Annotated in this window: 9 protein-coding genes and 2 pseudogenes; 6 read left to right on the top strand and 5 right to left on the bottom strand. The window is 64.7% G+C overall.

What is annotated here, in order from left to right; genetic code table 11:
- Positions 1–47 precede the first annotated feature (47 nt).
- The gene (locus CWO89_RS02840) at positions 48–923 is read right to left on the bottom strand and encodes an SDR family oxidoreductase (RefSeq protein ID WP_130577155.1); all 876 of its coding nucleotides are present in this window, start codon (positions 921–923) and stop codon (positions 48–50) included.
- Positions 924–1,023: 100 nt separating this feature from the next.
- On the opposite strand from CWO89_RS02840, the gene CWO89_RS02835 reads away from it, so the two are divergent.
- From CWO89_RS02835 to ppc, 3 genes and pseudogenes are all read left to right on the top strand, one after another.
- A complete protein-coding gene (locus CWO89_RS02835; RefSeq protein ID WP_130577154.1) occupies positions 1,024–1,836 on the top strand; it encodes a crotonase/enoyl-CoA hydratase family protein in 813 nt (270 codons plus the stop codon).
- Positions 1,837–2,008: 172 nt separating this feature from the next.
- Positions 2,009–3,557, top strand: a pseudogene (locus CWO89_RS02830) (acyl-CoA synthetase).
- A gap of 254 nt (positions 3,558–3,811) precedes the next feature.
- Positions 3,812–6,601 (top strand): phosphoenolpyruvate carboxylase, encoded by a 2,790-nt coding sequence (ppc, locus tag CWO89_RS02825; RefSeq protein WP_130577153.1) that lies wholly within the window; start codon positions 3,812–3,814, stop codon positions 6,599–6,601.
- 79 nt (positions 6,602–6,680) lie between these two features.
- Here ppc and CWO89_RS02820 read toward each other — a convergent pair whose 3' ends face one another.
- The 4 genes from CWO89_RS02820 to CWO89_RS02805 all read right to left on the bottom strand — a co-directional run bounded on the left by CWO89_RS02820 (position 6,681) and on the right by CWO89_RS02805 (position 10,650).
- A complete protein-coding gene (locus CWO89_RS02820; RefSeq protein ID WP_130577152.1) occupies positions 6,681–7,793 on the bottom strand; it encodes an SMP-30/gluconolactonase/LRE family protein in 1,113 nt (370 codons plus the stop codon).
- A 253-nt stretch (positions 7,794–8,046) separates the two neighbouring features.
- Entirely contained in the window at positions 8,047–8,961 is a 915-nt protein-coding gene (locus CWO89_RS02815; protein ID WP_130577151.1) for an SDR family oxidoreductase, read from the bottom strand.
- A gap of 131 nt (positions 8,962–9,092) precedes the next feature.
- Positions 9,093–10,232 carry a thiolase C-terminal domain-containing protein gene (locus CWO89_RS02810; RefSeq protein WP_130577150.1) on the bottom strand — a complete coding sequence of 380 codons (1,140 nt, stop codon included), beginning with the start codon at positions 10,230–10,232 and terminating at the stop codon, positions 9,093–9,095.
- 4 nt (positions 10,233–10,236) lie between these two features.
- A complete protein-coding gene (locus CWO89_RS02805) occupies positions 10,237–10,650 on the bottom strand; it encodes a Zn-ribbon domain-containing OB-fold protein (RefSeq protein ID WP_130577149.1) in 414 nt (137 codons plus the stop codon).
- Positions 10,651–10,877: 227 nt separating this feature from the next.
- Here CWO89_RS02805 and CWO89_RS02800 point away from each other — a divergent pair, with 227 nt between their 5' ends.
- The 3 genes and pseudogenes from CWO89_RS02800 (at position 10,878) to alkB (ending at position 13,721) form a co-directional block, all read left to right on the top strand.
- Positions 10,878–12,227 carry an amidase gene (locus CWO89_RS02800; RefSeq protein ID WP_130577148.1) on the top strand — a complete coding sequence of 450 codons (1,350 nt, stop codon included), beginning with the start codon at positions 10,878–10,880 and terminating at the stop codon, positions 12,225–12,227.
- Positions 12,220–12,904 (top strand): annotated as a pseudogene (locus CWO89_RS02795) (DUF2848 domain-containing protein). Before CWO89_RS02800 ends, CWO89_RS02795 begins: the two are co-directional and overlap by 8 nt.
- A gap of 166 nt (positions 12,905–13,070) precedes the next feature.
- A complete protein-coding gene (gene alkB / locus CWO89_RS02790) occupies positions 13,071–13,721 on the top strand; it encodes a DNA oxidative demethylase AlkB (protein ID WP_130577147.1) in 651 nt (216 codons plus the stop codon).
- The last annotated feature ends 44 nt before the right edge of the window (positions 13,722–13,765 follow it).

Below are 13,765 nucleotides of genomic sequence, written 5' to 3'. Positions count from 1 at the left end.
TCCCGGGTCGCGCTTCGCTTGCCCGGGGACGACGGCCACCGCGCGGGTCACCCCCGCGCCGCGCGATCCTTCTCGTTCTGCGCCTTGATCGAGTCGCGCGCCGTGGTCCAGTCGTCGTCGCTCCATTCGCGGAGCTGATAGAAATTGCCGCCCATGGCGAGCGCCTGGGCGCCGTCCATTGCGATGGTCTCGCCGTTGATCCAGTCGCAGCCGCCGGAGATCAGGAACACGGCGAGGTTCTGCAATTCCTCCATGGTGCCGACGCGGCCCATCGGGTTCATCGCTTTGGTCCGCGCGCCGGCTTCGTCGCCCGGCTTGATGCGCTTGCTCATGCCTTCGGTCGGGATCTCGCCGGGCGCGATGGTGTTGAGGCGGATGCCGTGTTTGCCCCATTCGATCGCAAGCGACATGGTCATGGCGTGGATCGCAGACTTGCTCATCGCCGACGGCACCACATAGGGCGAGCCGTTGCGCACCCAAGTGACGCTGATCGACACCACATTGCCGCGCTGCTTGCCGGCGATCCAGCGTCGCCCGACCGCATGGGTGACGTAGAACGTGCCGTGCATCACGATATTGGCGACCGCATCGAAGCCGCGCGGCGAGAGCTCTTCGGAGCGCGAGATGAAATTGCCGGCGGCGTTGTTGATGAGGTCGGTGAGGGGGCCGCTGGTCGTCCAGATCGCCTCGACCATCTCGTCGACGGCCAGTGCATTGCGGATATCGACGCCGTGGCTGACCACGCGCCCGCCATACTGGTCCATCAACTCGGTCGCGGTCTCGTCGCAGACGATCTTGCGGCGGCCGCAGATATGCACTTCGGCCCCCAACTGCAGGAATTTGGCGGCCATGGACTTGCCGAGACCGGTACCACCCCCGGTCACGAGGATACGCCGTCCGGCGAGAAGCTGATCTGTGAACATGGTTTCCACCCAAAGGGGATTGTCAGTCAATTGGTCGATTGACTAAAACCGGCAACGGCCCTTCTGTAAAGCGCCATCAAGAACAGCGGAGGACAATTCCATGGAGCAACGCGTCACGATCTCGGTTTCCGACGGGATCGCCGATGTCCGGCTGGTGCGCGCGGACAAGATGAATGCGCTGGATGCCCCGATGTTCGAGGCGCTGGTGGCCGCGACCGAGCGCCTTTCGACCGAAAAAGGCGTCCGGGTGGTAGTATTGTCCGGGGAGGGGCGGGCGTTCTGCGCCGGCCTCGACATGGGACGTTTCGCCGCGATGAAGGAGAAGGGCGGCAACGGGATCGCCGGCGGCGAAACGCGCGACCTGACCGTCCGGACCCACGGCGAGGCCAATTTCCCGCAACAGGCGGTGTGGGGCTGGCGGCAGCTCCCGGTGCCGGTCATCGCCGCGGTTCACGGCGTAGCCTTCGGCGGCGGCTTCCAGCTCGCGCTCGGCGCCGACATGCGGTTCCTCAGCGCTGATGCGCGGATGTCGATCATGGAGATCAAATGGGGCCTGGTGCCCGACATGGCGGGCACGCCGATCCTCGCCACGCTGGTGCGCGACGACATCTTGCGCGAGCTCACCTATACGGGGCGCATCTTCTCGGCCCAGGAGGCGCTGAGCTATGGACTTGCGACCCGGGTGTGCGACGATCCGCGCGCCGCGGCCTTCGATGTCGCGCGTGAGATCGCCGGCAAGAGCCCGGATGCGGTCCGCGCGGCCAAGCGCCTGCTGAACAAACTGTCGGTCGATCCGGGTCCTGCGCTACTCGCCGAGTCCGTCGAGCAGCAGAAGCTGTTGGGCAGCCCGAACCAGACGGAAGCGGTCCGGGCCAACATCGACAAGCGCCCGCCGCGCTTTGTGGATGCGTGAGCCGCCACGCACCGCCCTCATCCCGAGGAGCCGCGCAAGCGGCGTCTCGAGGGATGGGCCGCGGGTGGGACATCCGGGGCCTCATGGTTCGAGACGGCGCTGCGCGCCTCCTCACCATGAGGGGTCATCGTCGGAGCAAGTCGACACAAGCACGCAGCAAAGAACAATAACAATGAGCGAAACCTCCCAACTCTTCCTCGGCATCATCAGCGGCGATCATAGGCGCACGCATCAGGAAGTCGCCGAGCGCACTGAGCGCATCGCCAGCGGCTTGCGGAAGCTCGGCGTCCGCGAGGGCAACAGCGTGTGCATGTTGATGCGCAACGACATCGCCTTCATCGAGGCCGCCTATGCCGCAATGCGGCTCGGAGCCTATGGCGTGCCGATCAACTGGCATTTCAAGCCGGAAGAGATCAATTACGTGCTGACGGATTCCGGCACGAAGGTGCTGATCGCGCATGCCGATATGCTGCATCCGCTGCGGGATGCTATCCCTGCCGGCGTCACCGTGCTGAGCGTGCCGACGCCGCCGGAAATCCTGGCGAATTACAAGATCAATCCCGATCATCTCGGCGTGCCGGATTTCGCTATTGATTTCGAGCCCTGGCTCGCGAAGCACCCGCGCTATGACGGCCCGGTGGTGCCGCAGCCGCAGAACATGATCTACACCTCGGGCACGACAGGCCATCCCAAGGGCGTGCGCCGCTTCGCGCCGACACCGGAGCAGGCGGCCAATGCGGAAGCGATGCGCGCCATGATCTATGGCCTCAGGCCTGGCGTCCGCGCGCTGCTGCCGGGTCCGCTCTATCATTCCGCGCCGAATTCCTTCGGCCTCCGTTCCGGTCGGCTCGGCGGCGCGCTGCTGATGATGCCGCGCTTCGATGCGGAAGATTTCCTGGCTCTGGTCGAGGAGCAGCGGGTCGACACCGTCTTCATGGTGCCGACCATGTTCATCCGCCTGATGAAGCTGCCCGAGAAGGTGCGCAGGAAATATGACGTATCCTCGCTGCGCCATGTCATCCATGCCGCGGCGCCCTGTCCGGCCGATATCAAGCGCGCGATGATCGAGTGGTGGGGGCCGGTGATCTATGAGTTCTACGGCTCGACCGAATCAGGTGCGGTGACATTCGCGAATTCCGAGGACGCGCTGAACAAGCCCGGCACCGTCGGCAAGATCTCGCCCGGTGCCGAGCTGCGCTTCATCGGCGAGGACGGAAAGGTGCTGCCGCCGGGCGAGATCGGCGAGATCTATTCGCGCATCGCGGGCAATCCGGACTTCACCTACCACAACAAGCCGGACAAGCGCGTCGAGATCGACCGCGACGGGTTCGTCACATCAGGCGACGTCGGCTATATCGACGAGGACGGTTACGTCTTCATCTGCGACCGCAAGCGCGACATGGTGATCTCGGGCGGGGTCAACATCTATCCGGCAGAGATCGAGGCGGTGCTGCATGCCGTTCCCGGCGTGCATGATTGCGCGGTGTTCGGCATCCCCGATGCCGAATTCGGCGAGGCGCTGATGGCGGTGGTCGAGCCGCAAACAGGGGGCCAAGCTGGACGTCGCCTCGGTCCGCGCCCAGCTCAAGGCGTCGCTCGCCGATTACAAGGTGCCCAAGCACATCGAAATCGCGACCAACCTGCCGCGCGAGGATTCCGGAAAGATCTTCAAGCGCCGCCTCCGCGATCCCTATTGGGAACAGGCAGGCAGGAGGATTTGACTTTCCGTCGTCCCGGGCTTGACCCTCCCGACCCTCATGGTGAGGAGGCGCGCAGCGCCGTCTGGAACCATGAGGCCACGATCGTACCCGCGGCCCATCCTTCGAGACGCCGCTTACGCGGCTCCTCAGGATGAGGATGGAGATGGGGCGGGCGGCGCAACATCTCGTGTGCGCCGCCCCCAACTTCGTCTTGCGCTGCGGCAAAAAAGTTGCACACTCCGCACCTGCCGGGCAGTTGCTGGAGCGATCAGCCAATGTCTCCCCAGACCACGTCTTCCGAGACCGATGTCCGCGCCAATCGCGCTGAGGACAGCCAGGCGATCGAGGAGGATGCGCGACTGCGCAATGACATCCGCCTGCTCGGGCGCGTCCTTGGCGACACCGTGCGCGACCAGGAGGGCGCCAATGTCTTCGACCTGGTCGAACGCATCCGGCAGACCTCGATCCGGTTCCATCGGGATGAAGACCGGCAGGCGCGGGGGGAACTGGAAACCATCCTCGACAGCATGTCGATCTCGGAAACGGTGCGGATCGTCCGCGCCTTCAGCTATTTCTCCCACCTCGCCAACATCGCCGAGGACCAGAACAACATTCGCCAGATGCGGGGGCGGGGAGCAGCCGCGCCGCGTCCGAGCCTGCTGGCGCAGGCCGTGGACCATGCGCAGCGGGCCGGCTTCAGCCCGGACGATTTGCGCCGCTTCTTCAAGGGTGCCCTGGTCAGCCCCGTTCTGACCGCTCATCCGACCGAGGTCCGGCGCAAGAGCACGATGGACCGCGAGATGGAAGTTGCACGCCTGCTCGACCGGCGCGAGCGGTTGCAGATGACGCCGGAAGAGAGCGAGGCCAGCGACGAGCAGCTTCGCCGCGCCGTGGTGACGCTATGGCAGACCAATCTGTTGCGCCGGACCAAGCTTACGGTGCTGGACGAGGTCACCAACGGATTGTCGTTCTACGACTACACGTTCCTCCACGAGGTGCCGCGGCTGCATTGCGCGCTGGAGGACCGGCTCAACAAGGAAGGCGGCGAGCCCGGCGAACTCGCATCCTTCCTGAGGATGGGAAGCTGGATCGGCGGCGACCGCGACGGCAACCCGTTCGTCACCGCCGACGTCATGCGCGGCACGCTGCGGCTGCAGTCGAGCCGGATATTGAGCTTCTATCTGGAAGAGCTGCACGTACTCGGCGCCGAATTGTCGTTGGCCAAGAACCTCGCCGATGTTTCTGACGAACTGCGTGTGCTCGCCGAGCGCTCGCCCGATCCTTCGCCGCACCGGAGCGGCGAGCCGTATCGGCTCGCGGTATCCGGCATCTACGCCCGGCTGACCGCGACCGCCGAGAAGCTGCAGGTCGAGATCACGCGCCGGCCGGTCGGCAGGGCCGAGCCCTATACAAACGTCAACGAGATCAAGGCCGATCTCGACGTGCTCGACCGTTCGCTGATCGCAAACAACTCCGCCGTCATCGCGCGCGGACGCTTGCGGCTGCTGCGGCGCGCGGTGGATTGCTTCGGTTTCCATCTCGCCCGCCTCGACATCAGGCAAAACTCCGCGGTGCATGAGCGCACCGTCGCCGAACTGCTCGATACCGCGATCCCCGGCATGTCCTACATGGCGCTCAGCGAGGACGCCCGCATCAACCTGTTGCTCGGCGAGCTTCGCAGCGCGCGTCCGCTGTCGTCGCCCTTCGTGAAATACAGCGAGGAGACGCACGGCGAGCTCGCCGTGTTCCGGGCAGCCGCCGAAGCGCATGCGACCTTCGGCTCGGAGGCGATTTCCCAATGCATCATCTCGATGTGCAAAGGCATGTCCGACATGCTTGAGGTCGCCGTGCTGCTGAAGGAGGTCGGGCTCATCAACCCCTCCGGCCGCAGCGCCATCAACATCGTGCCGCTGTTCGAGACCATCGAGGATCTGCAGGCCTCCAGCGGCATCATGGACCGCATGCTGGCGCTGCACGATTATCGCCGATTGGTGGACAGCCGCGGCGGCGTGCAGGAGGTGATGCTCGGCTATTCCGACAGCAACAAGGACGGCGGGTTCGTCACTTCCGGCTGGGAGCTCTACAAGGCGGAAATCGGCCTCGTCGAGGTATTTGAGCGCCATCACGTGCGCCTGCGCCTGTTCCATGGCCGCGGCGGCTCGGTCGGCCGCGGCGGCGGCCCGAGCTATGACGCCATCATCGCCCAGCCCGGCGGCGCCGTGAACGGCCAGATCAGGATCACCGAGCAGGGCGAGATCATATCGAGCAAATATTCCAACGCCGAAGTCGGCCGCAACAATCTGGAGATCCTTGCCGCCGCGACGCTCGAGACCAGCCTGCTGCAGCCCAGGCAAAGCGCGCCGCGCGCCGAATATCTGAAGGCGATGGAGCAGCTTTCGGCGCTTGCCTTCAAGGCCTACCGCGGTCTGGTCTACGAGACCGATGGCTTTGCCAATTATTTTTGGGGCTCGACGGTCATCAACGAGATCGCGACGCTCAACATCGGCAGCCGACCGGCGTCGCGCAAGAAGACCCGCGAGATCGAGGACCTCCGCGCCATTCCCTGGGTGTTCTCCTGGGCCCAGTGCCGGCTGATGCTGCCGGGCTGGTATGGCTTCGGCAGCGCGGTTGAGGCCTGGATCGCGGAGCATCCGGAGCAGGGCATGCCGTTCCTGCAGGAGCTCTACCGGGAGTGGCCGTTCTTTCGCACGCTGCTCTCCAACATGGACATGGTGCTGGCAAAGAGCTCGATCGCGATCGCCTCGCGCTACGCCGAACTGGTGCCGGATGCCGAATTGCGTGAGAAGATTTTCGGCCGCATCCGCCGCGAATGGCATCTCTCGATCGAGACGCTGCTGGACATCATGGGCCATGAGCGGCTGTTGCAGGGCAACCCGCTGCTCGAACGCTCGATCCGCAACCGCTTCCCCTATCTCGACCCGCTCAACCACGTACAGGTGGAGCTGTTGAAGGAGCATCGCGCGCAGAACCCGGACGAGCAGGTGCTGCGCGGCATCCAGCTCACGATCAACGGGATATCCGCGGGGTTGAGGAATAGCGGGTAGGGAAGGGCGAATAGCGAATGGCGAGTAGCGAATAGACGTCTCCTATTCGCTATTCGCCACTCCCTATTCGCCGACTGCGTCAGCAGTTATGCGCGCCTTGCGTCTCCACATAGACCGCATAGAGCGACTGGCTCGCGGTCATGAACAGGCGGTTGCGCTTCTTGCCGCCGAAGCAGACGTTGGCGCAGGTCTCCGGCAGCAGGATCTGGCCGATGCGAGTGCCGTCGGGCGCGAACACCTGCACACCGTCATAGCCCGGACCGACCCAGCCGGCGCCGACCCAGATGTTGCCGTCGATGTCGACCCGCAGGCCGTCGGGGAAGCCTGACTTGCCGTCGAGCTTCATGTCGATCAATTGCTTCGGATTGGACAGCTTGTCGCCATTGATGTCGTAGCTCCAGACCACGTTGTTGGCATTCGGATAGTGCGTGATGCCGGTATCGCAGACATAGAGCTTCTTGTAGTCATGGCTGAAGGCGATGCCGTTCGGCTTGAACGGCTCGTCGGCAACCTTGGTGATCTGACCGGACTGGCCGTCGACCCGGTACACCGCCTCCTTCTGGTAGGGCTGCACCGAATTGGTGTTGGCGCGCTGCCCCTCGTAGATCGAGATCGCGCCATAGCCGGGATCGGTGAACCAGATCGACTTGTCGTTGGGGTGAGCCACCATGTCGTTCGGCCCGTTCAGCGGCTTGCCGTTGGCTTCCTGGGCCAGCACCGTCACCGTGCCGTTGTGCTCGAAACGCACCAGCCGCGTGCGTTCGGCCGAAATCTGCCGTCCCTCGAAATCGAAGGAGTTGCCGTTGGCCTCGTTCGACGGTTTGCGGAATTGCTCGGAGATGTGGCCGTCGTCGTCGAGATAGCGAAGCTGCCGGTTGGCGGGGATGTCGCTCCAGACCAGATATTGCCCCTGCGCGTTCCAGGCGGGCCCCTCGGCCCACAGGCAGCCCGTATAGAGACGCTTGATCGCGGTGTTGCCGACCTTGGCTTTGAAGCGCTTCGGATCGATCACGACGATATCAGGGTCGGGATAGCGCTGCGGCTCCGCATTGCGACCGAAATCGCGGGCGAAGGCTTCCGGCGCCACCGCCGCAGTTGCAGCAATCGCCGTTGCACTGCGCAAAAGCGTCCGGCGGTCGAGCCCGATCGAGCCGCCGTCCTGCAGGTTGGGTGAATTGTTTGGATTGTTCATGATGTCCTCCCAGGCTTTTCTGTTGTTGGGTAGGAACTCATGCGCCCGCAATCCGGCATAATGCGGGCAGCCGTGATGGATCAACCAGAGATAGGCGTCGTCCCGGCAGCGAGCCGGGACGACGTTGTCATGAAAGTATCAGCGTAGGCGGCAGCCGGTAGGGGTGGGCAAAGCGAAGCGTGCCCACCATCTAACGGCGTGCTCGGAATGGTGGGCACGCTTCGCTTTGCCCACCCTGCGTCTTACCCAAGCTTCAGATCGGGTCCCAGCCGAAGATGTCGGCGGAGCGGTCGAGCTCGTAGAACGAGCCCTTGAGCGCCGGCATGCCGTGTTCGGCGATGGTCTGCGGCGTCCAGCCTTCGCCGCGGTGCACCGAGCGCAGCGGCCGCGACTGGCCCATCAGGAAGATCTCGTTCATGCGGACCGCAAAGATCTGCCCGGTGACCTCCTTGGCGGCGTCGCTGAGCAAATAGGCGCAGACCGGTGCGACCTTCTCCGGCCCCATCTGCTTCATCCTCTCCACGCGCGCCTTCTCGGCGTCGGTCTCGGTTGGAATGGTGCCGATCATGCGGGTCCAGGCGAACGGGGAGACGCAGTTGGAGCGCACGTTGAAGCGGCTCATGTCGAGCGCGATCGACTTCGACAGGCCGACGATACCGAGCTTGGCGGCGGCGTAGTTGGCCTGGCCAAAATTGCCGATCAGGCCCGAGGTCGAGGTGAAGTGCACGAAGGAGCCGCTCTCCTGCTCGCGGAACAGCCGCGCCGCGGCGTGGCTGACGTAGAAAGAGCCCATCAGATGGACCTTGATGACGGCCTCGAACGCTTCCACGCTCATGCGGTGGAAGATCATGTCGCGCAGGATGCCGGCATTGTTGACGACGCCGTCGAGCCGGCCGAAATGATCGGTCGCGGTCTTCACGATCTTGCTGGCCGGGATCGCTTCCGCAACCGACTCGAAATTGGCGACCGCGGTGCCACCGCGCTTCTTGATTTCCTCGACCACCTCCTCGGCTGGGGCGGCGCTCGATCCCGCGCCGTCGGACGTGCCGCCGGGATCGTTGACCACGACCTTGGCGCCTTCAGCGGCGCAGAGCAGCGCGATCTCGCGCCCGATGCCCCGGCCCGCGCCGGTGACGATGATGACCTTGTCCTGCAGTGATTTTGTCATGTGGGTTCTCCGCTCTCTGTTTCGCTTCAAGCCGTCATTCCGGGGCGCGCGAAGCGCGAACCCGGAATCCATTTTGCCGCGCGATGGATTCCGGGCCTGCGCCTATCGGCGCATCCCGGAATGACGGGCTGTTACTTCTCGTTCGTGAAGATGATCGTGCCTGATGCCGCGAACATGCCGCCGACGCCATGGCAGACCGAGATCTTCGCGTCCTTGACCTGCGCCGGCGCAATCCCGCGCATCTGGCGCACGCTCTCCTGGAGCGCGTACATGCCGTACATGCCCGAATGCATGTAGGAGAGGCCGCCGCCATTGGTGTTGAGCGGCAGCTTGCCGCCGGGGCGCGTGTTGCCGTCCGCGATGAACTTGCCGGTCTCCTCGTGCGGCATGAAGCCGAGATCGCCGAGGCCAAAGAGCGGCAGGTGCGCAAAGGCGTCGTAGATCATGAGATGGTCGACGTCCTTGTGGGTGATGCCGGCCTCCTTGAAGGCGAGGGGGCCTGCGACCTTGAAGGCGCGCGAGGAGTTGAAGGTCTCCATCTGGCTGACCATCGGCGTTTCCACGCTCTCGCCGGTGCCGAGGATGTAGACCGGCTTCTGCGGGAAATCCTTGGCCCGATCGGCTGATGTCAGGATGAGCGCGCCGCCGCCATCTGTGACGAGGCAGCACTGCAGGAGGCGGAACGGATAGGCGATCATCCGCGAGTTCAGGACGTCGGCAACCGTGATCGGGTCCTTCATGGTCGCGCGCGGATTCTTCGCGGCCCATTCGCGCTGCACGACGGCGACCATGGCGATCTGCTCATGGGTGATGCCGTAGGTCTTCATGAAGCGCAGTACCGGGATCGGGAACATGCTCGGCGGCCCGTACACGCCGAACGGCGCCTCGAACTGGCCGTTGAGGCTGTCCGGCGGCGTGGAGCGCGGCTGCTTGCCGATCATCGACTTGCCGCTCTCGGCGTGCGTGATCAGCACGGTCTTGCACAGGCCGGCCTCGATCGCGGCCGCGGCATGGCGGACATGCAGCATGAACGAGCAGCCGCCGACCGAGGTGCCGTCGACCCAGGTCGGCTTGATGCCGAGATAGTGGCAGACCTGCTGTGGCGTCTCGACCGCGGTGGCGAAACCGTCGATGTCGGAGAGCTTCAGCCCCGCATCGGCGATGGCATTGAGCGCCGCATCCGCGTGCAACTGGAGCTGCGACATATTGGGGATGACGCCGAGCTCGGTGGTCTCGGCCGCGCCGACGACGGCAACCTGGTTCCTGCGCATCTCTTTAACCCTTCGCCGGACGGAACAAAGGAAGCGTGATCTTGTCGTCGAGCTTCTCGAACGCGACCTCCAGCTTCATGTCGAGCTCGAGCGCTTCCGGCGTCTGCGGGCAGTCGATGATGTTGCTCATCATGCGCGGACCCTCGTCGAGTTCGACCACCGCAATGGCGTAAGGCGGCGTGAAGCCGGGCGCGGCGGGACGGTGGTTGATGACGTAGCTGTAGAGTGTGCCTTTGCCGCTCGCCTTGAACATGCTGACCTTGCGCGAGGCGCAGGACGGGCAGAACGGGCGCGGCGGGAAGTAGACATGCGAGCAGGCGTCGCAGCGCTGCAGGCGCAATTCGCCGACCTGCGTGCCATCCCAGAAATGCTGGGTTTCCGGCGTCGGTTTCGGTTTTGCGCGTGCAGCTTCGGCCATTCGGCATCCTCCCTGGATCAGGCCGTCAGGCCTCGTTCAAAAACGTGATGCGACAATTGACTATCCGTCGTCAACGGTCCAGCGTTTGCAATCGCATGGCGGTATTCCGAAGACGACAGCGCGCTTGTATGCCAGCCTGTCTCAGGCAATAGTCCGCCACGCGGCAAATCCGCCGCGCCGCGCCTCAAACAACGTTCGACGCCAGAAGAGACCTGAAATCGAAAGCCATGCCTGACAATCCGACCCTTGCCTCACTCGCCGCAGACCTCGAGAGCGGCCGCCTCACGGCCCGCCAACTGGTTGAGCAGTGCCTCGCCAAGATCGCCGATCCCGCGGGCGAGGGGCAGCGCGCCTTCATCCACGTCGACAAGGAGGCCGCGCTCGAGGCTGCCGATGCGATGGACCGCCTGCGCAAGGCGCATGCGGCGCCGTCGCCCTTTGCCGGCATTCCCGTCTCGATCAAGGACCTCTTCGACATCAAGGGGCAGGTGACCCGCGCCGGCTCCCGCGCGCTGGAGGATTCCGCGCCGGCGGAAGCCGACGCGCCGGTGGTGGCGCGGCTTCGCGCGGCCGGCTTTGTCGTGATCGGCCGCACCAACATGACCGAATTTGCCTATTCCGGCATCGGCATCAATCCGCATTACGGCACACCGAAGAGCGCTTACAACCGCAGTGTCGGCCATGTGCCCGGCGGCTCGTCGTCGGGTGCGGCGGTCTCGATCGCCGACGGCATGGCCTTTGCCGCGCTTGGCACCGATACCGGCGGCTCCTGCCGGATCCCTGCGGCCTTCAACGGCATCGTTGGCTACAAGCCGACGCAGCGGCGTATCCCGCTCGATGGCGGTGTGCCGCTGTCGTTCTCGCTCGACAGCTACGGGCCGCTCGCCAATTCCGTCGCCTGCTGCGCAACGCTCGACACCGTGCTCGCGAGCGAGCCGGTGACGCCGCTGCAGCCGCGGCCGGTGAAAGGTCTGCGGTTCGCGGTGCCGACCACGGTTGCCCTCGATGACCTCGATGATGCCGTGGCAAAAACGTTCGACAGTGCGCTGTCGGCGCTGTCGAAGGCGGGCGCGCTGATCGAGAAGATCGAGGTGCCGGAATTCCTCGATGTCGGCATCATGAACGCCAAGGGCGGCTTCGCGGCTTCCGAGAGTTATGCCTGGCATCGCTATCTGCTCGCCAGCAAGGGCGACATCTATGACCCCCGCGTCGCCACGCGCATCATGCGCGGCGAGGGATATCTGGCCGCCGACTACATCGATCTGCTCAATGCGCGAAAATCCTTCATCGCACGCACCGAGAAGCGCATCGCGCCCTATGATGCGCTGCTGCTGCCGACCACGGCCAATGCGCCGCCGAAGATCGCCGACCTCGATGACGACAAGGCGTTCACCGCGGAGAATCTGCGCGCGTTGCGTAACTGCACGTTGATCAACGTGCTCGACGGCTGCGCCATCTCGCTGCCGGCCCATCGTGAAGATGATGTGCCGGTAGGTCTGATGGTCGCCGCCGCAGGCGGATCGGATCGCCGCATCTTCGAGATCGCGGCCGCAATGGAGACCATCATCCGTGTATGACCTCGCTTTCACCCTCGACGACAAGGGCATGGCGACGCCACTGACGCTCGCCATCGACCAGGCTGATCGCCGGCTGGACCGGCCGCGATCCGGTGGCGCGCGACAAGCATATCGCCGAGCTTGAAGCGATCGGAATTGCAAGGCCGGCCACGACGCCGATCTATTACCGCTGCTCAGCGCGGCGGCTGACCACCGAGGACACGATCGAAGTCTGCGGCGAAGATTCCAGCGGCGAGGTCGAGTTCGTGCTGATCGGCTGGCAGGGCCGCATCTTCGTCGGCTGCGGCTCCGATCACACCGACCGCAAAGTCGAGAGCTACAGCGTCACCGTCTCAAAACAGATGTGCGACAAGCCGATCGGCTCCGAACTCTGGGAGCTCGAAGACGTCATCGACCACTGGGACCAGATGATCCTGCGCTCCTGGGCCTGGATCGATGGCGAGCGCGTGCTCTACCAGGAAGGCACGCTCGACGGCATGCTGCCGGTGAAGGAACTGATCGCGCGCGGCTTCGGCGACAAAGGCCTGCCCGACGGCTGCGCCATGTTCGGCGGCACTTTCGCCGCCAAGGGCGGCATCCGCCCGGCGAGCCGGTTCGAGTTCGAGCTGGAGGATCCGGTGCTGAAGCGAACGATCCGCCACGCCTATGACGTGGTGACGCTGCCGGTGCGGGGGTAGATAGTCGCCCCATCGTCATTGCGAGCGCAGCGAAGCAATCCATGCCGCAGCGGGCGGAGAGATGGATTGCTTTGCTGCGCTCGCAATGACGCCGCAATATCGGAAATCGGGTGGTTGATTGTGCGCGGATCCGCCACCACCTCGGGACCAACGCGAGTGTTGTGGTTTGACCGCTGATTTATTCGATAGCGTTGCCGAGCGTCCGGCGCGGGAGGTGATCGCGGAAGGCGCGATGATCGTGCGCGGATTTGCGCATGCCGTCGAAGCCGAGCTGATCCCGGCGTTGCGCGAGATCCTCGCGCAGGCGCCGTTTCGGCGCATGTTTACGCCCGGCGGTTATCAGATGTCGGTGGCGATGACCAATTGCGGCGCGGTCGGCTGGGTCACCGATCGCAGCGGCTATCGTTACGACAGCATTGATCCGGAATCCGGAAAGCAGTGGCCCGCAATGCCGCCGGTGCTCGTGCGCCTGGCGCGCGAGGCGGCGGCGGAAGGCGGCTTTGGCGGTTTTGCGCCGGATGCCTGCCTGGTCAATCGTTACGAACCAGGCGCAAGACTGTCGCTGCACCAGGACAAGGACGAGACGGATTTCGCGGCGCCGATCGTCTCGGTGTCGCTTGGCCTTCCCGCGATCTTCCTGTTTGGTGGGCCAAAGCGCAGCGACAAGACGGCTCGGTATCGGCTGACGCATGGGGATGTCGTGGTGTGGGGCGGGCCATCGCGATTGTTCTTCCACGGCGTCGCGCCGCTCGCCGACGGTGAGCACGCGGTGCTCGGTCGGCAGCGGATCAATCTCACCTTTCGCAAGACGCGATAGCTTCCCCCGTCATTCCGGGGCGCGCGTAGCGCGAGCCCGGAATC

The organism is Bradyrhizobium sp. Leo170, from assembly GCF_004296405.1.
Lineage (GTDB): Bacteria > Pseudomonadota > Alphaproteobacteria > Rhizobiales > Xanthobacteraceae > Bradyrhizobium.
This window is presented reverse-complemented; position numbering and strand designations above follow the sequence as displayed.

Bases quoted from the DNA above. Each gene is read 5' to 3' on its own strand.
- CWO89_RS02805 (WP_130577149.1), bottom strand. From the start codon at position 10,650: ATGGCCGAAGCTGCACGCGCAAAACCGAAACCGACGCCGGAAACCCAG.
- CWO89_RS02810 (WP_130577150.1), bottom strand. From the start codon at position 10,232: ATGCGCAGGAACCAGGTTGCCGTCGTCGGCGCGGCCGAGACCACCGAG.
- ppc (WP_130577153.1), top strand. From the start codon at position 3,812: ATGTCTCCCCAGACCACGTCTTCCGAGACCGATGTCCGCGCCAATCGC.
- CWO89_RS02840 (WP_130577155.1), bottom strand. From the start codon at position 923: ATGTTCACAGATCAGCTTCTCGCCGGACGGCGTATCCTCGTGACCGGG.
- CWO89_RS02835 (WP_130577154.1), top strand. From the start codon at position 1,024: ATGGAGCAACGCGTCACGATCTCGGTTTCCGACGGGATCGCCGATGTC.
- CWO89_RS02815 (WP_130577151.1), bottom strand. From the start codon at position 8,961: ATGACAAAATCACTGCAGGACAAGGTCATCATCGTCACCGGCGCGGGC.
- CWO89_RS02820 (WP_130577152.1), bottom strand. From the start codon at position 7,793: ATGAACAATCCAAACAATTCACCCAACCTGCAGGACGGCGGCTCGATC.
- CWO89_RS02800 (WP_130577148.1), top strand. From the start codon at position 10,878: ATGCCTGACAATCCGACCCTTGCCTCACTCGCCGCAGACCTCGAGAGC.